This is a genomic window from Bradyrhizobium sp. 215_C5_N1_1 (genome assembly GCF_052075935.1).
Lineage (GTDB): Bacteria > Pseudomonadota > Alphaproteobacteria > Rhizobiales > Xanthobacteraceae > Bradyrhizobium > Bradyrhizobium barranii.
On the sequence record NZ_CP197228.1, the window covers coordinates 2,589,828 to 2,615,265 of the forward strand.

The following is a 25,438-nucleotide window of genomic DNA, read 5'->3' on the forward strand; positions in this document are numbered from 1 at the left end:
GATCACTCGCCCGCGCCGACGATTGATTGAGTAAATCACTGCGGTTCGTGCATGTCGTTTGCTGCGGCGATGAGTCCAGGTCTGGCCCCTCAGCGAAGTGGTGACACGCCTCATTGAGGTCCGTTCAACGAGGCCGACTTGCTTACGTTGAGTCCTTCGCATTTAGACCCATTTGAGACATCGGCCGATCGCAGCCGACGTCCGGTTGGCACGAGGTTTATTTCACAACCAGATGCTTCGTGCGCGCTATGGCGGCAGGCGCGGACGGGGAAATGGTGAACGTCAGCCAGGTATTCCATCCTGACGGACGGTTGGCTGCACCGAATTCGCCGTATCCCCTCAGGCTAAGGGAGCCCTGCATGTCTGCGACCGGGAAGCCGTACCCGATTTGCGGACCGACACCGAAAACGCGTGACCTGAAGCCACCGAGGATCGGGTTCTGGCCGGAATCGTCGGTGATTTGCTGGTAGGCATATCCGACAATGCCGAGGAAAAGCTGCTTGGTGAGGTAGTGCGATGCGCCCCAGTCGAAGTGGAAATCGATGCCGCTCCGGTACAGGGTATCAGGATTCCTGAAATTGTAGGTAAGGCCGGCGACGCCCGAGATTTCGTTTCCTGCCGCCGGGTCGAAATAGGTATAGGCGCCTCCAATGTCGATCGCGCCGTGCCCGAGCCCGATGTTGGGAATCCGCGTCGGATCATAGTCGCCGACGGGAATATTGCCCGTGACGTAAGCCATGTAATTGTCGACGCCATGGCTCCATAGCAGTTGCGCGAATGGCGCGAGGTCGCCGTAGGAGGTAAGTGAGCCTTCGAGCATTCCGGTGCGCGTCATCACAATCGGTCCGGCTATCGCTGTCAGTGTTCCGGCGATACTGGTGGCGGCTCTGCCGTACTGGCCGGACATGCCTACGACCAACTGCCCGCCAAGCACCGCCGTCGTGAAAGTATACGATGGCGCAAGGGCGATCAGGTCGGCCCGCCCGCTCAGACTCAGATTTAGATTAACGTTGACGTTCGCGGGGATTTTGCCGGCCAGGATCTCTTTGGCCGCAGCAGCGCCCCCGGTTGCGGCGACGCCGGAATGGTAATCGATGACACTGAGCGCCCAGCCCGGTGTCTGCTGCATGGCCACGAGGCTCGCAAACTGACCCGGAAACCAGAACGAGCTACCGCCCTGGTCGGCATGCGAAACATCAGCGCAAAGCACGAGAGCAGCAACCGCTGCCGCATAGTTGATGACGCGGCTTCCCGGTTTGTTTGATCTCATTGCAAACCTCTGGGCGGCATTTGCAACCAGTGGCGGCTACTGCAAAGCGCTCCGCGAACCGCGGGGCCCCAAGTTAGACGGCATTCAATACTAGGGCACAAGCAGCGTCGAAATCCGTGACAGAATGGTAACAGCGGGGGATATTTGTATTACGGCGATGACGCAGTCTCGGCTCGACCAAGAGTTGCTTGCGCTGGAGATATTCGGTTTTCTTTGCCGGAGCGAGGTCTTTTCCTGGGTCATCGCGACAAGTGTGGGAGGTCTTGCTGAGGTCTGCTGTTGGCGGCAGAGCCGACTTGATTTTGCTCACCGCAAGTATTGCGGCTCGTGACCCTGGCTGTGTGGAAACGCTGCTGCTTTGCCATGATTCTCTCGTGATTCTGCGGGGGAAGCAGAGAGGCGCTTCGTTGAGCAGGCGGATCGTGGGCAATGGACACTATTGCCTGAATGCCTGAACCCGCTCGCTATGCGCCAACGTCGCGAGACAGTCGAGCATCCGTTCGGCACGATGAATGCACGCATGGGAGGGACCCACTTCCTCACTAGAACGCTCCCAAAAGTAGCCGCCGAGATGGCACTCTCGGTTCTGGCCTGACACGGGTCATCAACATCGTCGGGATCAAGCCGCTGATCTATGTGATCGCGGCCTGAGGCCGAGCCGGTCTTGGCTTGCTATCGGCTCATCTACAAAAGTGTGCTTCTACAGCCAAGACCCTTAGCAAACATCGTCTAGGCATACAGTCAGTTAGCTGCGTATGCTCCGACCATTATGCATTAGGTTCGAATTGAACTGCTTTGGCTCAGTCCTCGTCCTCGGACAGCGCACGGCGCCGGTCTACGGCATCACTCATATCGTGGAGTACCAGAATCGCGATGGCCGCCATGCGCTGCCTCTGTTCGGGATTAAGCGTTTTGTAGAGTGGCTGCCACGCCTCGGCGAGTTTATCCAAATCGGCTGATCGTTGAGCCAATGCTTCCGAGCGCCGCTGCAAGAAGGTGATAGGGTCACGATTGCGCAGGGCTTCGACACGGTTTTCGTCGGCCCGTCTACCCACTGTTTCTCCGATTTTTGCAAGGCGGGCTTTCCGGTCCTCCGCCCTGGCACGAATGGCGCTCTCTACAGCGGGCCAGTATTTCTCCTGGTCAGGTGTCAGCTGCAACGCGGCCTTTACCAGATCAATCCTCATGTCCGTCAGCGTATTCCGGTCGGCTGCATTTAACCGTTCCGGAGTCGCAGAAGAGGTTTGCGAGGTTTGCGCGTTGGCAATCGGGGATGCAGCAAGGAAGAGTGCGGTTGTTCCGGCAACTACTATTTTCAACATCGGCCATCTCCTAGGCGAGTTGCCCCACTCCACAATGGTGACGCACTGCGCGGTTACGTTGATCTAAATCAGGGAACCAGCGCCGCCCAGTGTTCGTCCTTTTACATCTCAGAAATCAATCTCGTATCGAGGGCCGACGGCGAGGCCGGGCACGTTCAGACCTTTGTGGGGTTTGGCCCCTCCAAGGAAGAGGCAGAGAAGAGCGCCCTGGGATGGTGCTCGCATATCAGGTTCGATCTTGAGACCTGCTTGAATTCGGATCGCCTGACCGCTCGCAACTATCGGTCAGACGGAGGTGACGCGCACTTGATCTTAAGTACATGAAGGCAGTTGCGCGCATTACCGGCTGCAGTTAGAGCGCGTTCGCGAGCGATCGAACGCGCTTGATCTATATCAAGCAGCTCGTGGCCATCTTGCTGCAGGTAACAGACGACGTAGAGCCCAGGTCAATGTTTCGGGGCGCACCGGAGCGACCGGCATGCCACTGGCGGCATATTTCTGGAAGGTCGGAGCAGTGTTGCTCGCACTGCTCTTTGTTGCAGATTATTGGCTGCCGAGGGCCCCGACCGTCGATCAGGCGGCTGCGGACCGGCCGGCCGTACTTATCCACTCAGATCGCAAATGGCCCGAGCGTATTGTCTTCGATACCCAGTCGCCGGTGATCGTCGCCGCTGCGCCCGTGGCCGAGGCGACCGAGGTCGCAACTTCATCGGATGTGGCCGAACCGCCCGTTACCGTCCCACTGAGCCCGGCGGTGGCGAATTCTTTCGCGATGCTGCCGAAACAGGATACACGCCCGCCTGAAACCGTCGATCGCAAGCGACAACGCAAGATGTTGCATGTTGCGGCTCGACCGAGGCGAAACGTCCAGCCGCAGATGCTTCTGGCGGCACGACAAGGACAGTTCGGCTGGTTCGGCTTCAGAACCTGGTGATCGGCGTCCGGATAAGATCCAAACGCCGAGTCTCGCGGCTCCTATTCGTACATCGCACAGACATTTCCCTGCCAACGGAGACACCTGCGCACTGCACGCCGGGTTTGGCGGATCGTCGTCCTTGCAACGCAGACGCCGTTGATCCGCGTTCTGCCCACTCCGCAGGCGGCCGCGACCGGCGTGTTCAGGCTCTCGGATTGGGGAAGCGTCGGGGAGCAAATTGAACACGTCCACCAACAATCACCGTAGCGCCGGTCTTAAGCTGCAGACCGATGGCAGATTTCTGCGCCGCAGCGCCGCAACCAAACAGATCCGAACTCGGGCATTGTTGTTCTTTGGTGCAATGAACTTTAGGACAATACCGAGAATGCACTATCCCTGAAAATCTTGTCACCATGCACGCCCCTAACCCGGCACCGGAATTGCACGGTTACCAGGCCCATCATCACAAGATTAAGGAATGGGTCCAATGCTGATGCATATCACCTCAGTGTCGGTGCCTCATCCGCACTCCCTTTGCGAACTGGGGATACCGACCGAAACCAATCCGATCGTCAGCCTGAGCCAACTTACCTATCGGAAGTGCAACAAGATCTACGGCGAAAAGGAACCCGCCGATTATGTCTATCAGGTCAAGTCAGGCGCGGTACGAAGCTACAAGCTGCTTCGTGATGGCCGCCGGCAAATCGGCGCCTTTTACGTTTCCGGCGATATCTTCGGACTGGAGAATGGAAGCCTGCACCGTTCTACGGCAGAAGCCGTCGTGGACACGACGGTTCGCCTCATTCGGCGACAGAATCTCGATGTAATTTCCGGCAGTGATGGCGCGCTGGCCAAGCATCTGCTCCGCATGACCACCAGCAATCTGAAGCATGCGGAAGACCATATGCTGCTCCTTGGACGCAAAACTTCGATCGAGCGCGTCGCGGCCTTCATCCTTGAGATGGACGAGCGGCTCACCGACGCCGGCATTTTGGCACTGCCAATGTCACGGCGTGATATCGCGGACTACCTTGGACTCAAGCTGGAAACCGTTTCGCGGGCGTTATCGCATCTGCGCAAGCTTGGCATCCTCGGCTTCATCGGTGCCACCCACCGCCAGATCGTACTGTTGGACCGGCAGCAACTCGCCGGCTTCGATCGTCAGAATTGACAGCCGGGTCGAAGCGAAGACCCTTTGCCGTTCCTAATTGAGCGGCCCCGGTGCCATGCCGGGACCTCTAATCTGCGCGGAAGTACGGTTCAATAGCGAGCGGTGACCGGTGCCGAATAACCGCCGAAACGATAGTTCAACCGAAGTGTGACCATGTCCACATCCTGACTGACCCCGTTGCCGAGAAGGGTGATGCCCCCTGGCGTGACCACGCCCGCGAAGGACGTGTTGTCACGCCCCATCCAGAGATGGTCGTATTCGATGCCGAACGACCAATTCGGCGAGAAACCGTATTCCCAGCCGACACCGAGGGCACCGCCCCAGCGCGTGTGACCTGCGGAGTCAGGCCGACTCCGGTGAGGTTGTTGAAGACATCAAAGCGATTGCGCGTCAGTAAGCATCCGGCGTAGGCCGCGACCTGATTGGATTATTCTGGTGGCCAGCGCTTAAGCAACCTCGGATTTTCTTTATAGATTTGGATGAGCTCGATGAGGCGCTCGATGCCGAAGTCGGTGAACGCTTGAACGCCGTCTTCGCCAACGCCGAACACCCAAATGGCGCCGTCCTCGATCTCCATTTCGTTGGCGACGTCTCGTAGCCAATCTTCATCTTCGCCGAGGTCTTTCGCGACCCGGGTGATGGTGGTGACGTGATGGACCTTGTTGACGCGGGTGGTCATGCCGCTCGAGCGGAGTTCGCTGACGCCGGCGTCCAATTCCAGGGCAGCAGTTCGTCAAGCCGATGCGACGGATGGGCGGCGATCCGCGCGAGGACGTCGGTCAGCCAGGCTTGCGGGTCGATGCCGTTCATTTTCGCGGTGATGATGAGGCTGTACATAGCTGCCGCGCGCCGCCCTCCGCGATCAGAGCCGCAGAACAGCCAGGACTTCCGTCCAAGGGCGATGCCTCTTAGGCCTCGTTCTGCGGCATTGTTGGACAGGCATACCCGCCCCTCCTCGAGGAACAGGGTGAAGCTCGCCCAACGCTTCAGGATATAGTTGAACGCCTTGGCCAGGTCGTGTCCCCGGGACAGCTTGGCGAGCTGCTCCCGCATGTAGACTTGAAGCTCCTCGACCAGAGGCCGGCTCAGCGCCTGCCGCACCTGAAGACGGCCTTTGGGGCTCCTGCCGTTGATGGAGCGTTCGATCTCGAACAACGCATCGATCCGCCTCACGACCTCGATCGCAATCGGCGAGAGCGGGATCTCCTTCTTGCCGGTGGCCTTGCGCCGGGCATTCTCTTCGATGTCGGCCATGGCAAAGAACGGACGCCGTCCGTGCGACCAGCAGGCAGCCTCCCGGATCGGTCCAGGCTGGCGTCCCGCCAGATAGAGCTGGTTATACCCGTCATAGGCGTCGGCCTGCAGGATGCCGGCATACCGGGCCAGATGCCCCTGAGGATGCTCGCCCTTGCGGTCGCGTGAGTAATAGAACATCGCCGCCGGCGGGTCCGTGCCCCCAAACGGCCGGTCGTCCCGAACGTAGATCCAGCATCGTCCCGTATCGGTTTTGCCCTTGGCCAGCACCGGCACGGTCGTGTCATCGGCATGAAGGCGCTCGGCCCCCATGACATGGGCTTCCAGCAGGCGCAGCAGGGGATCCAGCGAGGCACAGACCGCCCCAACGGCATCTGCCATGCTCGACAGTGCTATTGGCACGCCTTCCAGCACATAGCGCTCGGCTTGGCGGTTCAAAGGCTGATGCTGACCGAACTTCTCGAACATGATCATCGCCAAGAGGCTCGGGCCAGCCCATCCCCGGGGGACGGCATGGAACGGTGCAGGTGCCTGGCTGATCTTTTCGCAGTCGCGACAGGAGAACTTCTCCCGAACCGTCTCGATCACCTTCCACTGGCGCGGCACCACGTCCAGCGTGCGCGTCACATCCTCGCCAAGCTTGCGCAGGCGATTGGAACCGCAGCACTCGCACGCCGTCGGCGGATCAACCACCACCCGTTCCCGGGGCAAATGCTCGGGGAAGGTCTGGCGCTCGGCGCGCTTGCGGGTAAATCCGCGCACCGTCGTCGTCTTCGCCACGGCCCGCTCCGAGGCGAGCTCGTCCTCGGTGGCGTCGGCTTCCAGCTCCTCGAACGTCAGCGCCAACTGCTCGATCAGGCGCGACGAACGCTCCGACCGCTGGCCGTAGATCTGATGCCTTAGCTTGGCGATCTGCAGCTTCTGCTGCGCGATCAGCGCTTCATCTTCCGACGCTTTCGCGCGGGCGACCGCGAGTTCGGCGGCGATCTCCAAACCCTTCGCGCGCTCGACTGCCAGCGCCTTCTTCAGGGCGGCAATGTCATCCGGAACAGCGTCGCGGTCGGCATCCATGAGACGCAGTGAATCACAGATTGGATGCGATGGGACTCCCCACAATGCAAAAAGCTGCGGATTTTGCGCTCAGCCCGCGCTCCGCGGCCGCCAGCTCAGCTGCGGATTCCGCCAGTCGATTCCTTCCAGCATATAGGCCATCTGCGCCGCCGAGATTGATACCGCGCCGTCCGACGCCGACGGCCAGATGAACTTGCCTCGATCCAGGCGCTTGGCGTAGAGCGACATGCCAAGCCCGTCATGCCAGAGGATCTTGACCAGATCGCCGCGGCGACCGCGGAAGATGTAGAGATCACCAGCATGAGGATTGCGCTTCAGGCTCTCCTGGACCGCAAGCGCCAGGCTTTGCATGCCGCGGCGCATGTCGGTGTGGCCGGTGGCAATCCAGACCCTGACGCCGCTCGGGATCGGGATCATCGCCGTCTCAGAAGCTCAAGAACCCGCTGCAGCGCCTCCGTGTCCACGTCCCGGTCAACGCGCACGCGACAGCCCTCGCCAAGCTCGATCTCGATAATGCCGGCCCTTGGACGCTGCGCAGGCGGTGAAGACACTGGTTGTGGCACGTCACTCGAGAGCGGAGCCGCCCCAGGCGTGATCTCAACCGGAACAAGCGCCGGCGCGGTATCCCCGCTCAACTTGCCGTCGCGCGCCAACCGGCGCCACGTGAACAATTGGCTTGTCGACAGCCCGTTGCGTCGTGCCGTCACCGACACCAGACGCGGCCCGCCATAGCTCTCGGTGACGATCCGCTGCTTTTCTTGCAATGTCCAACGGCGTCGAGCGCCCGTCGAAACGACTTCAAGTCGGGAAACCTTCGGCATAGGCATATGATCAGTCATACGCCTATGTCTTCATCCTCCATCGAACCGCGCAAGGCGGTCCCCGCCGGAGCGATACGCGCGTCACCGCAGCGGTAAGCGATGTTCTCAGGCCACGCGCCAGCGTTCTTGGGTAGCGAGATAGGCCCAGGGTAGCAGTTCGTCGATCTGGCTGTTCGGGTGGTCGTTGACGATGCGGGTGATGACGTCGGCGAGATAGGCGTGGGGTTCGACGCCGATGAGTTTGCAGGTTTCGATCAGTGAGGCGATGACGGCCCAGTGTTCGCCGCCGCCGTCCGAGCCAGCGAACAGGGCGTTCTTGCGGTTGAGCGCGATTGGGCGGATAGCGCGCTCGACGACGTTGGAATCGATCTCGACGCGGCCGTCGGCAATGAAGCGCGTCAGCCCGTCCCAACGCGACAGCGCATATCGGACGGCCTCCGCGAGTTTGGTCTTCTGGCTAATCAGACCAAGCTTGGCGCGCAGCCAGGGTTCGAACTCGTCGGCGATCGGCCGGCTCTTCTCTTGGCGGACGGCGCGACGCTCGTCGGCGGTGCGGCCGCGGATCTCGGCTTCGATGACGTAGAGCCCGGCGATACGTTCGAGTGCCTCGCTGGCGATCGGTGCGGGACCGGCCGCGGCGAGTTCGTAGAAGCGCCGGCGCACATGGGACCAGCAGAACGCCAGTTCTACGTCACCGCGCTCGGCCAGGACCCGATAGCCGGCATAGCCGTCGACCTGGAGGATGCCGGCAAAACCCGCGAGGTGGACGATCGGCCGTTCGGCCTTGCGATCGGGAGCGTAGACATAGGCGACGGCGGGCGGGTCCGTGCCGCCCCAGGGCCGGTCGTCGCGGGCATAGGCCCAGAGCTGGCCGGTCTTGGTGCGGCCGCGTCCGGGATCGAGCACCGGGGCGGTGGTCTCGTCGGCAAACAGTTTTGGCGACTGCTTCAGCCTCGCGAGCAGTCGCTCATGCACCGGCCGCAACAGGAAGGCTGCCCGCCCGACCCAATCGGCCAGGGTCGAGCGATCCAGCTCGAGGCCCTGGCGGGCGTAAATTTGAGCCTGCCGATACAGCGGCAGATGGTCGGCATATTTGGCGACGAGTACCTGCGCCACGGTGGCTTCGGTCGGTAGCCCGCCCTCGATCAGCCGCGCTGGCGCCGGTGCCTGTACCATGGTCTCGCAGGCCCGGCAGGCATACTTCGGCCGCCTTACGACTAGGACCCGGAACTGGGCCGGGACGATATCCAGTCGTTCGCTCACATCCTCGCCGATCCGGTGCAGCGCCTGCTGACAGCACGGGCAGGCGTGATCGTCGAGGTCGACCAGCATCTCGACCCGCGGCAGATGCGCCGGCAACGCTCCTCTGTTCCTGCGGCGCCGTGCGGCTCGGCTCGATCGCTCGGCAGCATTGGCTGCATCGGTCGCCGCATCACTGCTCGCCTCGACCTGCTCGACCTCCTCCAGGCCGAGCAGCAACTGGTCCTCCGGCAGCGTCTCGGCCCGGCGGCCGAAGCGATGACGCTGCAACTCCTTGATGATCTGCTCGAGCCGCGCGGCGCGCGCCCGTTCGGCCAGCAGCATCGCCTTGAGCGTGCCGGGATCGTCCGGAAGCGTGTCGGCCGTCGTCGCCATGATGCGATTACACCATGCGTCGCGGCATCCCGCGAGCGCGACATGCATACTGATTCACTGTGCCGCAGTTCAACTCGCTTGGATCGGCGACGGTGTCTCGCGCGCGGCGTGGACGCGCTTCCAGTCTAGTCCTTCGAGCAAGGCTGACAGCTGCGCCGCGGTCAGGCGAATGACGCCGTCCTGCACGTTGGGCCAGCAGAACGAACCGGTCTCAAGCCGCTTGGCGAACAGGCACACACCCGTGCCGTCCCAATAGATCAGCTTTACCCGGTCGGCGCGCTTGGCGCGGAACACATACACGGCGCCGGAGAACGGATCGGCCTGGATGCTCTCACGCACCAGGGCCGCGAGCCCTTCGGCACCCTTGCGGAAGTCGACCGGCCTGGTCGCCACCATCACCCGCACCGCGCCCGTCGGACCGATCACGTGCAGGTCTTCAGCGCATGGATCACGGCCGCAATCGTCGCGGCATCCGCGCCGCGGCCGACCCGGACCGCGACGCCGTTGATCTCGAGCTCGATGATGCTGCTGTTCTCGGCGCCCTCGAGCGCCTTCCGGAGGCGTCGGCGCTGCCGCGGTGAGCGCTCCGGCGGCGTGGACGATGGGGTAACGACAGCGGGCACGAACGTCTGCGGCTCGGGAGCCACAGGGATCGCAACCGGCTGTCGCATTTGCCGGCGCCACGTAAACAGCTGTTGCGGCGACAATCCGTGCCGCCGCGCGACCTCCGATACCACGGCTCCCGGGGCCAGCGTCTCCTCGACGAACCGCGCCTTGTCGTCGGCCGAGAACTGCCGGCGTCGGCCGCTCTCCGTGATGACCTCGACCAGACGAACCGAGGTCCTGGGCTCAAGCATATGTTCAAGCTTAGACACAAGCCGATCTCCAATCAGAGATCGATCATTCCTCGCTCGACGCCTTCAATGGAAGGTGGGACCGAAACAGCGCTTACCCGCAGCGCCACCCTTCACATAGAACAGCGACGCTTTCCATGCCCATCCGAATTGAGCCGTGAACAGCCCAATGCCATCAATCTTGCCTGTGGTTGAGATCAATGGATCGATCAAGCTGACGCGTGTGTTCTTGATCTCGGCCCAGTCGCCCTGCGCCTCCAAGCCGAGCACAGACTGGTTCGTTTGCCAGCGGTACCCGATCTGCCCGCCAACAAGGCCGCCCGAACGATCAGCGCAACCACCTGCGACTGTCCCGGCGGGCGTCAGGAAATCCACGCAACCATGGCTCTGCCCCCAGCCTCCGTTGGCGCCAATGTAGAATCTGCTCCAGTTGTAGATCGCCACCACCGGTGCCGGCGGCGCCGCCTTGACGGCCATATCGGCGGCCATGGCAGGAGCCGTCATGCTCAGCGCTGCGAGACTGAGCGCAGCCATCGAAGGCCTTTTCAGCGTCCCTATCCCCTTGCTCAGATCTCTCTCGTTCAGAGAACGCGAGCTCTTATGAAGTGCTGCGAACGTCCACAAGTCTAAGAGCGATGAGACCCTAAGCCCGTAACAAGATGGCACCACTTGAGAGCGGTGTATGTGCATGGGAACGTGCTTATTCCGCGTCGGGACCTGTATCTGGCTCAGCGTTCCATTGTTCATCGACAAGCCAAGCTTGGATGCGGGGCGACGGAATGAGTTGCCTGGGGACATGCGGATTGATCGTGCCCGCAAATACAACGAGACCTTCGTCGAGCTTTGCACGAACGAATGCCTTGGCCTCTGCTTCCGTAGCGAAGGTCCTTGTTTCCCGAGGGCTCCGCTGCTTCGGCAGCGTGCCGCGTTTACGAACCTCGAAGGTGACATACCAAGTCGGCGTCATCGCACGCACCAACTAATCGCCCTAGCCCAGTCGGTCTCTTATTTTGGTGCGGGTATCACGAAGCTGGTTGATCTGAATCAAGGTCGCGGTGACGGGCGGCAGGAAACACGGATAATGTTCGACGGAGTTAACGCACAGCCCAGCTCACCCTTGATGTACGTCAATGTCGCTCATCTCTCCGCGCACACGCTATCGTAAGCCGTAGGAATGCGGCTTCTGCTACCCTTAGGAGGACATCATGAAGGCTAAGATGCGACTTTCGATAAAGTCAGTGACGGTTACAGGAATCGCTGCCAGCGCACTTCTGGGACTTGCAGGGGCCACGCTTGCTCCATCACCGGCCCGCGCGATCGTGTATTGCCAGTACGTCGACTATCCGGTGGGTTGCGTTGCCCGGGCTGGCGTTGCCCTCCGGCCACGGCCCGTTGCGCGCGCTGCAGTCCGTCATAACGTCGGCGGTAATGCCAATGGCGGCGTTAATCGCGTCGGAGTGCGTCGATAGAGGATTTGCCGGCGGGCCCCTAGCCTTGGTGCATAAACCAACATCGTGGCCCGCGGTAGCATTCAACACAACTTTTCGGCCATGGAGCGTCTTCGTTTCGAGGGGACTTCTCGGCTTCAGGAGCAGGCCACCAAATTGCTGTCATCTATTTTCCAACGCGTGATGAAGCCGTCTGGTTGAATCGGCGCGCGTGGCATCACCTGCATCGATATCGCGATGGACAGCCAATAACCTGATCACCGTCACCCTCCGTTGGTGCCCTTTGAAAGGAAACATCAATCCGCGTGCAGAATCAGAAAGAGCTTGATCAGGAGGCAGCCGTTTGGACCGCCTCCTAGTCGTTTCCTTGCTGACTCGGTGTGCCGGGCGTGCGATCAATTCCGCTAGTCTGCAGCAGATCAGGGTGCCATAACGTCGCTGGTATGCTGACGCGCCGAAGTCGATGCCCGCTTCACCGGCCTTCGCGTGTGTTTTACGGGCAGCGGAACGGCAAACCGTTGGTGCCTGTGACCAAAGTCTCCGATGTGCAGGCCATGCCGGTAGGAGTTATGTACCAGCCATTGCTGGAGCTGGCCGTGGACGCCGCATAGTAGGCGTTGGCTGCCCGAGCTCCGCCTGTGTAGTAAGGGCCGCCTCCCCATCCCCAGTTGGGAGATGTAGCCGCCACAGCAGCAGCGCCGCCGACGGCGGCCGCGCCGGCGACGCTAGCGCCGACTACCTCGGCTCCATACCGGTACGCAGCCCGTCGGTCTTGCCGGCGAGCAACACCTGCAACGCTCATTGGGGTCAGTGGTCGACCGACCCGTGCTTGGGCACTCTCGACTGACATAGAGACACCGCGTTGTTCGGACCAGCTAAACGAGAACAGTGCCGCGCATGCGACAGTTGAGCCCGCAATTGCAAGTTTTGTTAGATGCATCTTTTTCATGAACTTGCTCCATTACTGGCTTGCCCCATGCTGAAAGAATTCTGCCTCACCGCCGGGTGGGCATTGCGCTAGAAGTAGCGAGCGTCAGCGAGGACATTAAGCTCGCCGTTCAGAGACAGGGTTACTACATGCGCAAGCTAACGGACTTTAAGAAGCGGTAGTCCGCAAAGCGCACGTGAAACCTCTACAGCATCACAACCAACCAAGCCGCGATCATCGCGCTGTTCCGCGTCGTCAACCGCTATGCCGGCAACCTCGCACCGATGCCGGTCGTGTTTCCGGGTTACCCGGCAACACTGACACCGGCCGCGAGCTGGCCATGATGCGCTGGGGCATGCCGCCGCCACCAAAGTTCGGCGGGCCACCGGTCACCAACATCCGCAATGCCGTCACCGCACTGGCCAGGCTGCCTGAAGCCGGAGAACCGCCGCCTTGTCCCGGCTAACAGCTTCTCCGAGCAACGTCCGCTGCCGGATGACGCGCTGAGGATCGTGGCGCGTGGCGCCGAAGGAGAACTAAGGCCGTCAAGTGAAAGTCGCCGTCGATCGACCTTACCGATCCCCAAGAGCTGCCCGCAAGAGTCTTGAGATCGCTACGCAGTCCAGCTCGGCAAGCGCGCGGCATCGCCGATTAATTTCTTGAAAGCCGAGCATTTCAGGCGCTCTAGGTCCCGTTCTCCGTCCGCCGCACGCGCCAGAAGATGTTCAGCAATTTCAAGCGCCGAAGCCGACTTCCGCTGATGGAAACGGGCGTCAAGCAGCACCTCGTCCAACGCGCGGCGCAATGTGGCTATCGTGGATGGATCGTAGCTCATGTCGGTCGTGTAGCCGACGCTGACAACAGTGAGATGACTGCCAAAGGACGCTGGGTCCGTTTGGCCTCTTTACGGCCGCGGTCACACTGAAGATCAAGAATTGTCCGGATTTCATACCCGTTCAGTCGTTTGGTTGTCGCAGATCGATGCACCTACAGCGCCGCAGGCCTCCAATCAGCGGATTTTCGCTTCAGCGCCAGCGTATGCGGCTCGTGCGAGATCGGATCGAGGGGCGGGCTCTCCAGAGGCGTCAGCCATCTCAACCCGAGTCGTCGCGCCCCTGTCCGATCTAGTAGGCGCGACGAGGCTGCCGATAGGCTGGTTCCCGTGGCACTTGTGCGTTTGCAAAATATGGATTGGTAACGCACATGGCGGAGAGGCCCGATGCATTGGCGTGGCACTGCGCCATCGAGCTATAGCCGCAGTAGAAAGTTTCGCCTCCGCCCCAGTACCAACGTTGTAGGCAGATCGGAGCATTCCCGCCATATGTTTGGGCCTGAGTTGGCGCGGCCGCCAAAACCGAGATCGTTGCCCAAATCGCCAAAGTTGGAATGCGCATCAGAATTTCCTTACGGATCGACTCCATCGCGTCAGCGTATCGAAGCCAGACAAAGCCCATTGCTTCAGATCAATTCACATTCGCGCGAGTGGCTGGGGCTACGGCTGTGGTGGTTCAACGCTGCAACGGGCGCCACCTCGGGCTTGCTCGCCAAATGAGGGGCGAAGATGGGTTTCCGCGCGGAAAGCTGACGATGATTGATGGGCAGCAGCGCGAACGCCACGAGTTGATCTTTGGGGCAGGGTAATCCGGTCAAGCCAGAGCCGCAGCGCCACCGGATCCCCCGCGAGCGCCGCCGCAAAATCGCCAGCGCGGGGGGGCTCCGGGGGCGTTGTTGGGGCGGCGGCTGTCAAACCATGCCGCGATTTACGTGCCAACCGGTCTTGTCGTGATGGCGCTGCGAAACGCGAGAGGCGAACTAACGGTGGAAATGGTTTGCGTACCCTCGCCGACGCCCTGAATGGTGAGGTCGCCATAGTTCAAAAGGCGGCCAAGAAGCTTTGATTGACATCGACGCTCTCAACCTTGTCGAGGCGCATCTCAAAGGTCCGCCTCTCAATGAAACCGGCCTTGTGGACGACCCGCATGTTGGTAACGTCGGACTCGGTGGTCCAGCGGTGGAACCAAGCCGTCGCCGTCCAGTACAAGGCCGCAAGCCCAGCGACCGCCGCCAATATCAAGTAAACCAACGTCAGCGCGTCGACGGCGACCAAGCGCCACAGCACCAGAAATGCGACCGCCGCGATCCACGCCCCGATTGCAGGCAGAAAGTACACCCAGTGTTCGTTGGTCGAATACAGCACCCTTTCGCCAGGCTGTAGGATTTCGTCGATATAGCGCCCCATACGCCTACCCGGAGTTTACCTATCACCGCGGTAATATGCGCCATTTTAAACGGAGAAAGACCTTGATCTATCTCAAGCCTTCCAACGGCCAGCGCCGGAAGCTCGCATGCTTTCACACGAGAGCCGGACCCATCCCCTGCCGTGAGAGGTCGGGATGTTTGGACGGTTAAGGGAGGTGCAGAATGATCAGGTTGATTGCTATTGCCGGCTTCGCCTTATCGGTCGCAGTATCGGCGCAAGCCATGACACCTGCGCCGATTACTCCTCCGCCCAACGGCATGATCACTGAAGTCGCTGCTGCCTGCGGCGCGGGTAGGACACGAGTTAACGGTGTGTGCGTCGCAAGAACCACCGTCCGCCATACCCGTCGAGCCGTCCGCAGATGTGCGACCGGAATGACTTGCTAGCGCGCCGATGGTTTAAGCGGTGCAACCACGAAGGCTGAGACGACCCGAAACTGTCACTAGCGGCATTCTGCGATCAAGGTTGCCCGAAGCCGCTGATGGAGCGGCTGCTGGGCGTGATGGTCGCCGCACATAATCCAGATCAACGCTGTCGCTCGACTGCCGAAAAAATTGGCGCATGGCAAGACGGCTTTCCATTATCGAAGTGGGGGCGATTACGATTATCGTTCTCAGCGTGGCTGTACTCGCCTTCGTCGGGTTTTCCATTTGGGCAGAACTATGAAGGCCGGGGTGCGCCGAGACTAACGCCATCCTCCACGCGCTCCCGGCGCACCGCCTCGCTCGCCGAGTTCTTTCGACTTGAGCCACGTCTTCGATAGTCCGCCGTCCGCTTCGACACGATCCCTTCCAGCCCCATCTGGCAGACGTGCTTGAAGATCGTCGGGTCCGCCGCCGGTCAGGTGTTCGTTGAAGCGGATGGCGTGCGACTGTTGAGCGCGAGCCACACCACGTCCTTTTTCTTGGTCTGTGGGTTCGTAGAGTTGGCACGTCGCGTCATTTCGCTGTGCTAGGCATCCGTCGCCACGACGACACAGAACCGGCGTCAAGGGTGAGGCCATTAGAAGGCCCTACAGCGCGCCGCCAGCGCCGGGCTACCGGACACCGGCAAGCCGCACCAGTTTTCCAGCCACTGGCTTAGTCGTGAACGGTCGGGGCCAACTCCAGACCATAGCGGCTTCGGCCTGCTTTCTCTTATCCGCGGAGTTGCGTGGCAAGAACACTCCAAGAAACCCGTGTGAGACATGCCGGGGCGGTCTGACTATGTCCGTTCACAGGGGTAGACTGGAAGAGAACGGCACGCGGCCACCGCAAGGTAGCAAAGGCCAGAAAATTCATAACTACAAAAAAGCCCCGGCGAGCCTGGGCTTTGGTTTGCGAAGGTGGGTGAGATCAGTATCTGGCCGCGACCGGTGCGCCGTATCCACCGAAGCGATAATTCAACCGAAGCGTGACCATGTCAACATCTTGGCTGACCCCGCTGCCGGTGAGGATGAACCCTCCGGGAGTAACCACGCCTGCGAAGCTGGCATTATCACGCCCCATCCAGAGATGGTCGTATTCGATACCGAGCGACCAGTTGGGCGTGAAGCCGTACTCCCAGCCGACACCGAGGGCGCCGCCCCAGCGTGTGTGGCCTGCCGATGCCAGGCCGACCCCGGTGATGTTGTTGAATATATCGAATCGATTTGCGCGTCACGGCGGCGCCGCCCTTCACGTAGATCAATATGCTGAAAGAAAGCGTGCCCCTTCTGCAACATTCGCCAAAAAAGGGATCGCGCGACTGTCCGCACCGGCATCTATTTGTTGTGTGGGTAGAGCGTCCGGCTAGGGTCAGATTCGGTAAGGGGGAGTGGGCAACTTCAGGGGAGATTGATGCTGAAATTCGTAATTGCGGGTGCTGCGTCTTTGGCTTTGGTGGGAGCGGCAGTTGCCGCGGATCTGCCTCGTCCGCAGCCCGTCGTCCAGACCGCGCCGGTTGGTAAATATCCCGTCGGCAAAACTCCAGTCGGCAAATACCCGATCGGCAAGGCTCCGGCGCCAGCTCCGTTAGTCACCAAGGGCTAATCCCGAAGATTGAAGCGCCTTCGGCCCGTCGGGGCCGGAGGCGTTCACCTCCAGTAATGTTTAGCTTGGGCTGTGTTGGGCCCAAGAAGGGTTGAACGTGGCAAGGGTGATCTGGGAATACCGCGATCTGCGATTTATTGTCGGAGTCGCAATCTTTGCGGCTTCCGTGGGAAGCGCTAGTGCACAGCAACTCGCGGCGCGTGCTGATCTTCAGCAGCGACCGGACACTTCCCCCAAGACCTCAATCAACTCCGCTACGAAAACGGCCGCAGCTGCGCCAGGCAGCCCGCCAGCCACGTCGGATGCAAAGCCGGCCCGGGTATCTTCAGTTAAAGGACCCTACTACGTTGATTTTCGTGCCCGCACTGCTGCATCCTACGGACACGCATTTGTCTGGTACGGCAAGACGAGCCAAAGGGCGGTCGAAGTTGCCGGCCTGCATCCAGCAGGCGACACACTGCCGTACGTATTGGGACATCTCATGTTTGTGCCTTCTGAAACGGGCGCGAGCTACGGCGACCTCGATGAGCAATATTTGACAGCCAGCTATCGAGTCTACTTGAATGAGGCTGACGCCAAAAAGGTATTTGCTTACATCAAACGTCTTCAGGCGACCTCGCCGGTGTGGAACGCGGGAACAACCAACTGCACCAATTTCATCGGTCGCATAGCGAGTTTTATGGGTTTGAAGGCTCCATTCCATTTGTTGAAGCCTGAAGAATACATAAACAAACTCAGAGCGCTAAACGGTGGACGTCAAACGGTGCAATTGGTTGCCGACCGGTAGACCCCGGGAAATGGCGGGCCAAACTCGAGGTGCCATCCGAGCTTGCGTGATGGCGTATCAACGAGCCGGACGGGATGAGCGCGTCGCGTAACGTGTATCGCGATGGCGGCATACACACGGGGCCGCACTGCTCGGCCAGTCTCGCCTAACCGAAAAGGCCGCCAACTGAGGCGGCCGCGGAGGAGCAATGTCCAAGTGGCGGCCTAATCTTTATCTGTCCAGCATTCCAAGGAAACTCTACTGGTCGCGCCCGTGAAGCGGTTTCTGTGTTCGAAGCCTTGCCCGATTGGCTCGTAGCGGAACATCCAGCCGCCAACCAATACGGCGAACACAGTGGCAAATGAAGGCCAGCGGCGCTGGCCCGTCTGCCATTGCAAAGGCCCTCAAGATAGGCCACGCGTCAGTTTATCGCGCGCTTGCGGAGTGATCGGTTGCGCGCGCGTCCCTGCAACGGAAACTTGGTGCGGCCTCGGGGGAGGGCAAAATCCCATGGAAAGCATGCTACCAGGACTGTCTGTCATTGATGTGTTCTCGGGCAGGACTTCCGCCGTCAATTCCTTCAGTCCCGTTTCCCTCGCGATGTCGACGAGGTGCCGCATTAGCATCGAGCCAACGCCGCGCCCCTGCCATGCATCGACCACCATGAAAGCCATCTCGGCCCGGCCGGGCTCGGAGACAATATATCGGCGGCCGCCAACCACAGCCTTCCGGCCTGCTTCCTCCGCGCGCGCAACCAAGGCGATTTGATTCTTAAAATCGACGTCCATGAAGAGGCGCGCTCCTTGTCGGAGAAATGGCGCTTCATCGCAAAAAATCGGCGCTGCAACGACTGCGGGCTCGCTTGGTCTAGTGCGGCGAGCATGTCGGCCTCGTCCTCCGGCCGAAGCGCGCGAACTTCGACCGGACTGCCGTCGCGCAAGTGCTCTCGTGCACTGGTGACCGACATGCGGACTCCGGTGTCGAGAGGCCGGGCGACGCACTTGCCCGATCCCGCCCAAGGGCCTCCCGGCCGGTCGTGGTCGCTTGATCTGGATCAAGACCTCCGCGCGAGAGGGGGAACTAGCTCACTCACCCGCAACATGCGTGGCCAAGGCTGAAGGCGCGTCCGTGAGAACACTCCGCCAGATCATCTTCGGAGACGAGGTCATCCAGCTTGTGATCCGGCTGGGGTTGCTCGCGGTCCTGATCGTCTGGACACTGCTCCTGATCCGTCCGTTCGTGCCAATCCTGGCCTGGAGTGTCGTGCTCGCCGTCGCGCTTAATCCGGTGTTTCAGCGCCTTGCCAAAATCCTCGGCGACCGGCCGAAACTTGCGGCAGCGATCCTAACCCTTATCAGTCTCGCCGTTGTCATTGGGCCCGCGACGTGGCTCGGCATGGGCGCAGTCGACGGGATCAGGGATCTTGCCGGCCAAATGACCGCCGGCGAGGTGTTGGTTCCGTCGCCACCTCAATCGATCAAGGATTGGCCACTCGTCGGGCCTCGGCTCTTCGATCTCTGGGATCAGGCCTCGACCAATCTGCGTTCGCTTCTGCGCGAAGTGGTGCCGTATCTCAAGCCCTTCGCGACGACCTTGCTCGGATTTGCCGGCAATGCCGGTGTGGGGACCGTGAAGTTCCTGCTGTCCGTGGTCGTGGCTGGCGTCGTGTTTCCATATGGCCCGCAACTCGTGGCCGCGGGTCGTGACTTTCTGTCACAGATCGTGCCCGACCAGAGCGAGCACTTTCTGGACCTCGCGGGTACCACCATCCGTGCGGTCGCGCAGGGTGTGATCGGCGTCGCGATCGTCCAATCCTTGCTCGCCGGCATTGGGTTCAAGCTGGCCGGTATCGCCAGCGCGGGACTACTGGCGTTCGTGGTGCTATTGCTGTCGATCGTGCAGATCGGCGGAACGATCGTCATCCTGCCGGTCATTATCTGGATCTGGACTGACAAGGAATTCCCGATCGCGCTTCTGCTGACGGTGTTTCTCGCGATCGTATCTGTGCTCGACAACATCCTAAAGCCGCTCGTCATGGGGCGAGGCCTGACCACACCCGCGCTCGTCATCCTGATCGGGGTGATCGGGGGAACCCTCGTCCACGGCATCATCGGCCTCTTCATCGGACCGATCATTCTGTCGGTGGCTTGGGAGCTGACGGTTGCCTGGATCCGTACCGAACGCGCTCCGCAGCGGGGAGATGTTGGCTATGGGCCGCCGCGCTCTCTTGATCTGCATCAAGGCGTCTCATCATCCCCTTCGCCGGATAACAATCGCTGACCGACGAAACCAGGAGCATGGCCGAGTCCGCCATGGGAGCACGCGATGGCAGTCCAGTTCCTCGGCACCGTCATCAGCGTGATCAACAGTGATCAACATAGAGCTTCTGCCAGTCTCCGAAGGTGATGTCTTTGGCTTCGCGCTGCCCGCGAGGGGCGATCTCGGCGGGCTTCGCCTCAGAGGCCTGCTTTTGCGCCGCGGCGTTCTGGACCGAAGCTGGTCCGGCAATGGCCGCTGCGAACAAAATCAACAGGAAGGTGCGAGCGTGCCCGGGCCATGGCGTTGAAGGGGCGTTGATCATGGTTGCGTCTCCAGGCGCCACCCTCCGTAACTATTTATGCGCGTTGAGGGATTTTTCGACGAGCGGTGACCACATCGGAATTGTGTCGGTCGAGCCGACGAAGAAATGCCCCTCATTGCCGAAGGGCGGCATCAGATGATATCGGCCCTGCCGCCGGCCGCAGTGAAAGCCTCATGCATGCGCTTCAACAACGCCGGGCCAAAGAACGTGTCGTTCTCGATATAGAACCACAGCATGGCACCCGCGAGGTACGGCCGAAATCCGCGGTCGCTTCGACCAGTCTGTCCGGCGCGCAGTTGTTGTTGGGCTTGCCGTCGACGCGACCGCCGCGACCTGCTGCAAAGGTGATGATCGCTGGAGACGGACATTGTCTTCGGCGAGGGCCGGCAAGCCGAAGGCGGCAAGGAGAACCAAAGCCGTCAAGAGCGGTCGGAAGATTGCGGCCAACTGCGTACGCATCGTCGCCTCCGTCAGCCGGTATAAGTGAGCGCCACGATGATCGGGCCGAGCACAGTCAGGACGACGTTGCCGATGGCGTAGGGCACTGCGACGCCGAGTACTGGGGTCTGACTCTCGGCGACTTCGCAGGCTCCGGTCACCGCAGCATCGACGGTCATGGCGCCGGCCAGCGCCCCGCAGGTGATGACCGGATTCATGTGCAACACATAGCGCGCAAACAGTGTCGCGACGATCAGCGGCACCAGCGTGACGACCAGGCCCATGCCCACCAGCAACGCCCCGTGCGCCTGTATCGCAGCCCAGGCCGCGGCTCCGTTGCCGAGCCCGATGGCTGCGATGAAGCCACCGAGCCCGAGATCGCTCAGTGTCTGCTGTGCCGCGCGTGGTAACGCTCCGATGGTCGGCCGGCGCGACCGCATCCAGCCGCAGACGAGGCCAGCGATCAGCGCGCCGCCGCCGCCGCCCAAGGTCAGCGGGATGCCGCCGACCCTGAGGCTGACGAGACCCGCGAGGAGGCCCGCGGCGATGCCGGTTGCGAGAAAGGCGATGTCGGCGCGGTCGCCGGAGCGCAGGATCTGCCCGACCTTCGTGGCGGCACGCTCGATGTTGCGAGTGCTGCCGACCAGCGTCATGACGTCCCCGACATAGACGCGGGTGTCCGGGCCCAACGGGACCTCGCGGCCCATCCGGGTCAGCGTGCGGAGATAGACGCCGCGTGCGTCGTTGCCGACGCGTTCAGCGATCTCCTTGATCGATCGGCCATGGAGATGGCGGCTGTCGACGAGGACGTCGATCACATTGCCCGGAATTGCCTTCAGGATTTCGTCGGCATCGATTTCCTTGCCGATGACCGACTTTGCCGCGACGAGGGCAGCGGTTCGCCCGGCGACGACGATGTCGTCGCCGGGTTCGAGGATGCTGTCGAGGCGCGGCTCGATATCGGCTCCCTGCCGCACGATTCGCTCGACGACAGTGCGGCTGCCGATTTCCTCTTCGACGTCCTTGACCGTGCGTCCCGCGGCGGCCGATACCCGGTAGGCGCGCGCCTGGAATTTGCGATAGTGCAGATTTTCACTCTGTGGCGGGTTGCCGCCGGCAAGCTCCGCCTCCAGCTTCGCCGCCTCCGCCTTCAAATCGATCCGCATCAGTTTCGGTGCGACAAACGGCACGTAAAGGAGCGTGAGAATATAGCCGAGGACATAGGTGACGGCGTATCCAGCTGCGATGTTTGCTTCTTGCTGCTTCAAAGCATCACCGGACAAGCCGACTTGCGCGAGCGCTCCGGACGCCGTGCCGATGATGGAAGATTGCGTCAGCCCACCGGCGGCAAGTCCCGAGGCCGTGCCCGGATCGAGCTTGAACGCGAATGCAAATATCAAAACGAGGATGAGACCCGTGCCGCCGAGCACGAGCGCCATGGCGACCTGCGCCAGGGTGCGGATGCTCAAGGAGGCGAAGAATTCGGGGCCGGACCGGTAGCCGATCGTGAACACGAACAGGCTGAACAGAAGCACGCGCAGCAGCGACGGGAATGTAAAGGTTCCGAGCTGACCGATAAGAACGGCCACCACCAGTATGCAGGCTGTCGTTCCGATTGAGAAACCACGAATCTTGGCTCGGCCCAGCACCGTGCCGATGGCGATGGAAAGCAGCAGGAAGATTTCCGGAGCGGTGGAGATCATCCACCTGACGGTATCCATGGCGCATGCCCTCCAGCCATTTGCGCCGAATCTGAATCGTGAAACCCGGCGACGCTTGATCTAGATCAATCCTCGCCGACGGCACGCCTTCGCCTTTTGAGCCGTGCAGGATTCGGGACAGTCGACGTCTCGGACATGAGCACGATGGACATCGTCACTGCTTCGTCGGCGCACCGCGACGATCGGGTACCAGTCGTGTTCTGCTTTGGGTCTACCGGCTTGGTCTGCATGGACGGAGCTTGGTATCGCTGTGATCGCTCCCTTAACCCTGCTGCCTGGCCGCGAAGCCGACCTCAACGAGGCCCGTTTATGAACGCGCCGTCCGATCGCTCGACAGCGTGCTCGGAGAGGGCAACGCGGGGCAACCGTCTGATCCAAAGGAAGGGCATCCGACCGCATCGTCAGCCGGGCGGCCATGACGTGAACCGTTTCGTCGCACGCCGGTCGGCCGCCAGCTGCCTCGGACATCAGACGAATCAAGTTCGCCTGACCTACTCACCCTACAAGAGATTCGCGCGCCACGCGGAGTCCGGGGGAAACACCCCGCAGTTATTCGACCTATTCACAGCGTCTTGACTCCGCGCGAATCGATTCGGCCCCCTTTGATGTGATAGCAAAGCTGTTTTGTGATGATGCTGCTGCTGGTCGGAGTGGGCGCGGTGCAAGCCCAGCAGTCGTGCATGCCCTGCTCGCTGCGCACACCCGGCTTGCTGTACGAATGCGTCGATAAGAACGGAAAGCTGCAGCCTGCTGGACCAACGGCAGCGCGGCAGACAAAACACTTCGACCAGTGCATGGCGCGCGGCGGCTCAGGTTACAAGTGTCTCGATGAAGCAGCGAAGGTGAAGTGAAGCAGCGGAGTGTCTGCCGAAGGGCTGATGTGTGCCGCCGGCTAGGGACGTGCCGGCTGGGCTGCTCGATAGAGCTACAATCGCCGCAACTCTGCGGCCGCGCGGACCGTTATCTCAGTTGACGGAGCTTCGGGCGGCCGCCCGAGCCATGGGTGCGCAGCTTGTGTAGATGATCTTGTTTGAGACACCGAACCGAAAATAAACGCGAGCCGGCTTGCCTTCGTAATTTTGATAGTCGATTTGAACGCCGTGGCCCGTCAGGCTCACGTCGTCCAGCGAAAATGAGAGTACTCGCTTCGTTTCGAGCTTAGGTGACCAGTAGGCAGCGATTGCTTCTCGCCCAGTCAGGCTGACGCCTTCGCAGGCGCATTCAAGCACCGCTCGCTCATCATACAGATCGAGCAGCGCGTTGACGTCTCCACGCCGGCAGGCGTCGAGCCAGTCTACAACTGTGGCAACGGGGTCAAAGTCATCCCTCGAAATAGGCATGGAGGTTCCATCATCAGCCGCGCCGCTCCCGGCGCGGGACTTAGATGGACTGTGATGAATGCTGCTTGAACGCACTCCCGCAGAACTACTGATTGAAGCCCGCCTGATCGAAGCTCAGGCGGGGCGATAGATCAGGCCGCAACGTGAAGCCCGATATTGGCGTCCTTTCTCGATGTCCGCCCGCCGACGATCCGCCGCAGCTCGGCCGCGACGCCGTCCAGCACCGCGCGCTTTTCCTTCATCCGCTTGGAGTGATTGTACACTTTGCCGGTGACCGTCGGCACGATCTGCTCGGCCTTCTTGCTCGCGGCGTGGTCGAGGCACTTCGCAATCCATGCGTCGTCGAAGCCGAGGTCGCCGGCCAGGGTCGCTGCCGTCCGGCGCAGGTCATGGGGCGTGAACGGCTTGAGACCGAGCAGCTCGCAGAGGCCAGCGGTTTTGGTTTTGTCCTTGTTCGTCTCGTGCTTGGTGCCGCGCAGGGCGTCGGCCATCGCTTTCCGGTGGATCGGCTGGCCCTTGTACATGGGACTCTCGAAGACAAACTGCTGACCATCCGAGGCGAGCGCCTCCTTGATGATCTCGACCGCCAGATCGGATAACGGCTGCTGGATCACCCGCCGCTTCTTGACCCGCTTGAGCGGCACTCGAAGCGCGGATGCTCGCCGTCGAGGTCAAACAGCTCATCCCGATGCGCGCCGAGCAGTTCCCGCGAGCGCAGCATGGTGACCAGTTCGAACTTGAGTGCGAGCCGGGTCCGGCGGTCGTAGGGAAGGTCGTTGCGGTCCAGTCCGTGCCAGAACGTCTTGATCTCGTCTTCGGAGAGGACCCGGGTGCGGGGATGTTCGGGATCGAGTTTTGGCAGGTTGACGCAGGGGCTGGCGGTCACATAGTCGCGGCCTGCCTCCGCCGCCCAGGTGAACAGGCCCGAGGCCGCCTTGCGCATATGGCGCGCGTTGCTGACCGAGGGCTTGCCGAACTTGCCTGCGACGATGTCGTTCGAGAGTGTGGCGATGTCGTGCTTGGTGACCTCCATGGCCAGCTTCTTGCCGAGGCGTGGACGGATGAGGCGGTCGAGGTGGCTCGCGGTGTTTTGCCAGCTTTCGAGCCGGGGGCGCATCTCGCCATCGGGCTTCTTGACCAACGTCTTCATCCACGCGATGCGCTCGTCGATGATCTCGGCGACGGTCTTGCCGCGCTTCGCCTTCGCAGCTTTCTGGTCGCGGAAGGTCTCGGCAAGCGCCTCGCCACCCCTGGCCCTGAGGCCGTAGACCTTGCTACGGGTGTCCTCGACGGTGAAGGTCTCAGCATTGTAGACGCCAAGCCAGCCGGTGCGTTGCTTGCCGGTCTCCCGGTCGGTGAACTTGAACGAGAAGGTTGCCACCCCGGTCGTGGTGATGCTTACGTACAGACCAGGGCACTTACGGTCGTAGAGCTTGGTCCGTTTGGCAACGCGTTTCTCGCACATGCGGTCGGTCAGAATGACGCTGCTGTTGCGGCCCCGCTTGCCGGCGGGGGAGGGGGCAATGCTACTATCCATGTGGTTTCGGCTCCTAAGGCTTGAGACCAAAGGGCTCGGCATTGGGGCTTTCAGTTTGTCGTGCGGACGCTGAAAGGCTTAGGGCCGGGCCCTTAT

The 25,438-nt window shown here is 61.3% G+C and carries 25 protein-coding genes and 7 pseudogenes; 8 read left to right on the forward strand and 24 right to left on the reverse strand.

Going from position 1 to position 25,438, the window contains the following annotated elements:
* Positions 1 to 217: 217 nt before the first annotated feature.
* Entirely contained in the window at positions 218 to 1,270 is a 1,053-nt protein-coding gene (locus AB7G19_RS12040) for a SphA family protein (protein ID WP_166086967.1), read from the reverse strand.
* 800 nt (positions 1,271 to 2,070) lie between these two features.
* A complete protein-coding gene (locus AB7G19_RS12045) occupies positions 2,071 to 2,592 on the reverse strand; it encodes a Spy/CpxP family protein refolding chaperone (protein WP_038945733.1) in 522 nt (173 codons plus the stop codon).
* Between the two features lie 478 nt (positions 2,593 to 3,070).
* Between AB7G19_RS12045 and AB7G19_RS12050 the strand changes: the two genes are divergently transcribed.
* Positions 3,071 to 3,526 (forward strand): hypothetical protein, encoded by a 456-nt coding sequence (locus AB7G19_RS12050; RefSeq protein ID WP_049808110.1) that lies wholly within the window; start codon positions 3,071 to 3,073, stop codon positions 3,524 to 3,526.
* A gap of 469 nt (positions 3,527 to 3,995) precedes the next feature.
* On the forward strand, positions 3,996 to 4,679 hold the full coding sequence (locus tag AB7G19_RS12055) for a helix-turn-helix domain-containing protein (protein WP_038945731.1): 684 nt from the start codon (positions 3,996 to 3,998) through the stop codon (positions 4,677 to 4,679).
* 89 nt (positions 4,680 to 4,768) lie between these two features.
* Here AB7G19_RS12055 and AB7G19_RS12060 read toward each other — a convergent pair.
* The 10 genes and pseudogenes from AB7G19_RS12060 to AB7G19_RS12105 all read right to left on the reverse strand — a co-directional run.
* Positions 4,769 to 5,082, reverse strand: a pseudogene (locus AB7G19_RS12060) (outer membrane protein); the annotation flags it as partial.
* Between the two features lie 24 nt (positions 5,083 to 5,106).
* Complete coding sequence (locus AB7G19_RS12065) at positions 5,107 to 5,358, reverse strand: hypothetical protein (RefSeq protein ID WP_283017309.1); 252 nt, start codon at positions 5,356 to 5,358, stop codon at positions 5,107 to 5,109.
* Positions 5,355 to 7,004, reverse strand: a complete 1,650-nt coding sequence (tnpC, locus tag AB7G19_RS12070) for an IS66 family transposase (RefSeq protein WP_283017310.1) — start codon at positions 7,002 to 7,004, stop codon at positions 5,355 to 5,357. The genes AB7G19_RS12065 and tnpC (AB7G19_RS12070) overlap by 4 nt, the downstream gene beginning before the upstream one ends.
* Before the next feature lie 69 nt (positions 7,005 to 7,073).
* Positions 7,074 to 7,421, reverse strand: a complete 348-nt coding sequence (gene tnpB, locus AB7G19_RS12075; RefSeq protein ID WP_283017311.1) for an IS66 family insertion sequence element accessory protein TnpB — start codon at positions 7,419 to 7,421, stop codon at positions 7,074 to 7,076.
* Positions 7,418 to 7,843, reverse strand: a complete 426-nt coding sequence (gene tnpA, locus AB7G19_RS12080; protein ID WP_283017312.1) for an IS66-like element accessory protein TnpA — start codon at positions 7,841 to 7,843, stop codon at positions 7,418 to 7,420. Before tnpA (AB7G19_RS12080) ends, tnpB (AB7G19_RS12075) begins: the two co-directional genes overlap by 4 nt.
* Positions 7,844 to 7,930: 87 nt before the next feature.
* Positions 7,931 to 9,460 carry an IS66 family transposase gene (gene tnpC, locus AB7G19_RS12085; protein ID WP_283018506.1) on the reverse strand — a complete coding sequence of 510 codons (1,530 nt, stop codon included), beginning with the start codon at positions 9,458 to 9,460 and terminating at the stop codon, positions 7,931 to 7,933.
* 69 nt (positions 9,461 to 9,529) lie between these two features.
* Positions 9,530 to 9,886: an IS66 family insertion sequence element accessory protein TnpB gene (gene tnpB, locus AB7G19_RS12090; RefSeq protein ID WP_007606730.1), complete on the reverse strand. Its 357-nt coding sequence runs from the start codon at positions 9,884 to 9,886 to the stop codon at positions 9,530 to 9,532.
* Complete coding sequence (gene tnpA, locus AB7G19_RS12095; RefSeq protein ID WP_085399365.1) at positions 9,883 to 10,317, reverse strand: IS66-like element accessory protein TnpA; 435 nt, start codon at positions 10,315 to 10,317, stop codon at positions 9,883 to 9,885. The genes tnpB (AB7G19_RS12090) and tnpA (AB7G19_RS12095) overlap by 4 nt, the downstream gene beginning before the upstream one ends.
* An 87-nt stretch (positions 10,318 to 10,404) precedes the next feature.
* Positions 10,405 to 10,848 (reverse strand): annotated as a pseudogene (locus AB7G19_RS12100) (outer membrane protein); the annotation flags it as partial.
* Positions 10,849 to 11,014: 166 nt separating this feature from the next.
* Positions 11,015 to 11,281, reverse strand: coding sequence for a hypothetical protein (locus tag AB7G19_RS12105; RefSeq protein WP_071913258.1), 267 nt, complete (start codon positions 11,279 to 11,281; stop codon positions 11,015 to 11,017).
* 238 nt (positions 11,282 to 11,519) lie between these two features.
* On the opposite strand from AB7G19_RS12105, the gene AB7G19_RS12110 reads away from it, so the two are divergent.
* On the forward strand, positions 11,520 to 11,783 hold the full coding sequence (locus AB7G19_RS12110) for a hypothetical protein (protein ID WP_085398219.1): 264 nt from the start codon (positions 11,520 to 11,522) through the stop codon (positions 11,781 to 11,783).
* 741 nt (positions 11,784 to 12,524) lie between these two features.
* On the opposite strand, the pseudogene AB7G19_RS12115 reads toward AB7G19_RS12110, so the two are convergent.
* Positions 12,525 to 12,711, reverse strand: a pseudogene (locus AB7G19_RS12115) (hypothetical protein); the annotation flags it as partial.
* Between the two features lie 263 nt (positions 12,712 to 12,974).
* On the opposite strand from AB7G19_RS12115, the pseudogene AB7G19_RS12120 reads away from it, so the two are divergent.
* Positions 12,975 to 13,187: pseudogene (locus AB7G19_RS12120) on the forward strand (SOS response-associated peptidase); the annotation flags it as partial.
* 116 nt (positions 13,188 to 13,303) lie between these two features.
* Here the strand turns inward: AB7G19_RS12120 and AB7G19_RS12125 are convergent.
* The 4 genes and pseudogenes from AB7G19_RS12125 to AB7G19_RS12140 all read right to left on the reverse strand — a co-directional run.
* Positions 13,304 to 13,525: a hypothetical protein gene (locus tag AB7G19_RS12125; protein ID WP_038946060.1), complete on the reverse strand. Its 222-nt coding sequence runs from the start codon at positions 13,523 to 13,525 to the stop codon at positions 13,304 to 13,306.
* A gap of 289 nt (positions 13,526 to 13,814) precedes the next feature.
* Positions 13,815 to 14,144, reverse strand: coding sequence for a DUF3551 domain-containing protein (locus tag AB7G19_RS12130; RefSeq protein ID WP_346283407.1), 330 nt, complete (start codon positions 14,142 to 14,144; stop codon positions 13,815 to 13,817).
* A 306-nt stretch (positions 14,145 to 14,450) separates the two neighbouring features.
* A pseudogene (locus AB7G19_RS12135) lies at positions 14,451 to 14,929 on the reverse strand (PH domain-containing protein).
* Positions 14,930 to 16,284: 1,355 nt separating this feature from the next.
* Positions 16,285 to 16,618 (reverse strand): annotated as a pseudogene (locus AB7G19_RS12140) (outer membrane protein); the annotation flags it as partial.
* Between the two features lie 149 nt (positions 16,619 to 16,767).
* On the opposite strand from AB7G19_RS12140, the gene AB7G19_RS12145 reads away from it, so the two are divergent.
* Both AB7G19_RS12145 and AB7G19_RS12150 read left to right on the forward strand, forming a co-directional pair.
* Positions 16,768 to 16,959, forward strand: coding sequence for a hypothetical protein (locus AB7G19_RS12145; RefSeq protein WP_080586686.1), 192 nt, complete (start codon positions 16,768 to 16,770; stop codon positions 16,957 to 16,959).
* 166 nt (positions 16,960 to 17,125) lie between these two features.
* Entirely contained in the window at positions 17,126 to 17,746 is a 621-nt protein-coding gene (locus tag AB7G19_RS12150; RefSeq protein ID WP_409364023.1) for a hypothetical protein, read from the forward strand.
* A gap of 383 nt (positions 17,747 to 18,129) precedes the next feature.
* On the opposite strand, the gene AB7G19_RS12155 is transcribed toward AB7G19_RS12150, so the two are convergent.
* Positions 18,130 to 18,513 (reverse strand): GNAT family N-acetyltransferase, encoded by a 384-nt coding sequence (locus AB7G19_RS12155; protein ID WP_354096862.1) that lies wholly within the window; start codon positions 18,511 to 18,513, stop codon positions 18,130 to 18,132.
* A gap of 340 nt (positions 18,514 to 18,853) precedes the next feature.
* On the opposite strand from AB7G19_RS12155, the gene AB7G19_RS12160 reads away from it, so the two are divergent.
* Entirely contained in the window at positions 18,854 to 20,005 is a 1,152-nt protein-coding gene (locus AB7G19_RS12160; protein WP_084795347.1) for an AI-2E family transporter, read from the forward strand.
* Positions 20,006 to 20,087: 82 nt separating this feature from the next.
* Here the strand turns inward: AB7G19_RS12160 and AB7G19_RS12165 are convergent, their stop codons facing one another.
* From AB7G19_RS12165 to AB7G19_RS12175, 3 genes and pseudogenes are all read right to left on the reverse strand, one after another.
* On the reverse strand, positions 20,088 to 20,306 hold the full coding sequence (locus tag AB7G19_RS12165; protein ID WP_193375960.1) for a hypothetical protein: 219 nt from the start codon (positions 20,304 to 20,306) through the stop codon (positions 20,088 to 20,090).
* Between the two features lie 30 nt (positions 20,307 to 20,336).
* Positions 20,337 to 20,661: pseudogene (locus tag AB7G19_RS12170) on the reverse strand (dienelactone hydrolase); the annotation flags it as partial.
* A gap of 115 nt (positions 20,662 to 20,776) precedes the next feature.
* Positions 20,777 to 22,465, reverse strand: coding sequence for an aspartate:alanine exchanger family transporter (locus AB7G19_RS12175; RefSeq protein ID WP_028154208.1), 1,689 nt, complete (start codon positions 22,463 to 22,465; stop codon positions 20,777 to 20,779).
* A 629-nt stretch (positions 22,466 to 23,094) separates the two neighbouring features.
* Between AB7G19_RS12175 and AB7G19_RS12180 the strand changes: the two genes are divergently transcribed.
* Positions 23,095 to 23,316, forward strand: a complete 222-nt coding sequence (locus tag AB7G19_RS12180) for a hypothetical protein (protein ID WP_085405589.1) — start codon at positions 23,095 to 23,097, stop codon at positions 23,314 to 23,316.
* Positions 23,317 to 23,430: 114 nt separating this feature from the next.
* Here AB7G19_RS12180 and AB7G19_RS12185 read toward each other — a convergent pair whose 3' ends face one another.
* The 3 genes from AB7G19_RS12185 to AB7G19_RS12195 all read right to left on the reverse strand — a co-directional run bounded on the left by AB7G19_RS12185 (position 23,431) and on the right by AB7G19_RS12195 (position 25,342).
* Complete coding sequence (locus AB7G19_RS12185; protein ID WP_038944053.1) at positions 23,431 to 23,805, reverse strand: YybH family protein; 375 nt, start codon at positions 23,803 to 23,805, stop codon at positions 23,431 to 23,433.
* A 131-nt stretch (positions 23,806 to 23,936) separates the two neighbouring features.
* Positions 23,937 to 24,419 (reverse strand): tyrosine-type recombinase/integrase, encoded by a 483-nt coding sequence (locus AB7G19_RS12190; protein ID WP_354096863.1) that lies wholly within the window; start codon positions 24,417 to 24,419, stop codon positions 23,937 to 23,939.
* Positions 24,416 to 25,342 (reverse strand): hypothetical protein, encoded by a 927-nt coding sequence (locus AB7G19_RS12195; protein WP_441267836.1) that lies wholly within the window; start codon positions 25,340 to 25,342, stop codon positions 24,416 to 24,418. The genes AB7G19_RS12190 and AB7G19_RS12195 overlap by 4 nt, the downstream gene beginning before the upstream one ends.
* Positions 25,343 to 25,438: the final 96 nt, after the last annotated feature.

Bases quoted from the DNA above. Each gene is read 5' to 3' on its own strand.
- AB7G19_RS12185 (WP_038944053.1), bottom strand. From the start codon at position 23,805: ATGCCTATTTCGAGGGATGACTTTGACCCCGTTGCCACAGTTGTAGAC.
- AB7G19_RS12175 (WP_028154208.1), bottom strand. From the start codon at position 22,465: ATGGATACCGTCAGGTGGATGATCTCCACCGCTCCGGAAATCTTCCTG.
- AB7G19_RS12145 (WP_080586686.1), top strand. From the start codon at position 16,768: ATGCTGAAATTCGTAATTGCGGGTGCTGCGTCTTTGGCTTTGGTGGGA.
- AB7G19_RS12165 (WP_193375960.1), bottom strand. From the start codon at position 20,306: ATGATCAACGCCCCTTCAACGCCATGGCCCGGGCACGCTCGCACCTTC.
- AB7G19_RS12065 (WP_283017309.1), bottom strand. From the start codon at position 5,358: ATGACCACCCGCGTCAACAAGGTCCATCACGTCACCACCATCACCCGG.
- AB7G19_RS12105 (WP_071913258.1), bottom strand. From the start codon at position 11,281: ATGACGCCGACTTGGTATGTCACCTTCGAGGTTCGTAAACGCGGCACG.
- AB7G19_RS12050 (WP_049808110.1), top strand. From the start codon at position 3,071: ATGCCACTGGCGGCATATTTCTGGAAGGTCGGAGCAGTGTTGCTCGCA.
- AB7G19_RS12040 (WP_166086967.1), bottom strand. From the start codon at position 1,270: ATGAGATCAAACAAACCGGGAAGCCGCGTCATCAACTATGCGGCAGCG.
- tnpB (WP_283017311.1), bottom strand. From the start codon at position 7,421: ATGATCCCGATCCCGAGCGGCGTCAGGGTCTGGATTGCCACCGGCCAC.
- AB7G19_RS12045 (WP_038945733.1), bottom strand. From the start codon at position 2,592: ATGTTGAAAATAGTAGTTGCCGGAACAACCGCACTCTTCCTTGCTGCA.
- AB7G19_RS12110 (WP_085398219.1), top strand. From the start codon at position 11,520: ATGAAGGCTAAGATGCGACTTTCGATAAAGTCAGTGACGGTTACAGGA.
- AB7G19_RS12195 (WP_441267836.1), bottom strand. From the start codon at position 25,342: ATGGATAGTAGCATTGCCCCCTCCCCCGCCGGCAAGCGGGGCCGCAAC.
- AB7G19_RS12180 (WP_085405589.1), top strand. From the start codon at position 23,095: ATGATGCTGCTGCTGGTCGGAGTGGGCGCGGTGCAAGCCCAGCAGTCG.
- tnpC (WP_283017310.1), bottom strand. From the start codon at position 7,004: ATGGATGCCGACCGCGACGCTGTTCCGGATGACATTGCCGCCCTGAAG.
- AB7G19_RS12155 (WP_354096862.1), bottom strand. From the start codon at position 18,513: ATGGACGTCGATTTTAAGAATCAAATCGCCTTGGTTGCGCGCGCGGAG.
- tnpC (WP_283018506.1), bottom strand. From the start codon at position 9,460: ATGGCGACGACGGCCGACACGCTTCCGGACGATCCCGGCACGCTCAAG.
- AB7G19_RS12055 (WP_038945731.1), top strand. From the start codon at position 3,996: ATGCTGATGCATATCACCTCAGTGTCGGTGCCTCATCCGCACTCCCTT.
- AB7G19_RS12130 (WP_346283407.1), bottom strand. From the start codon at position 14,144: ATGGGCTTTGTCTGGCTTCGATACGCTGACGCGATGGAGTCGATCCGT.
- tnpA (WP_283017312.1), bottom strand. From the start codon at position 7,843: ATGACTGATCATATGCCTATGCCGAAGGTTTCCCGACTTGAAGTCGTT.
- AB7G19_RS12125 (WP_038946060.1), bottom strand. From the start codon at position 13,525: ATGAGCTACGATCCATCCACGATAGCCACATTGCGCCGCGCGTTGGAC.
- tnpA (WP_085399365.1), bottom strand. From the start codon at position 10,317: ATGCTTGAGCCCAGGACCTCGGTTCGTCTGGTCGAGGTCATCACGGAG.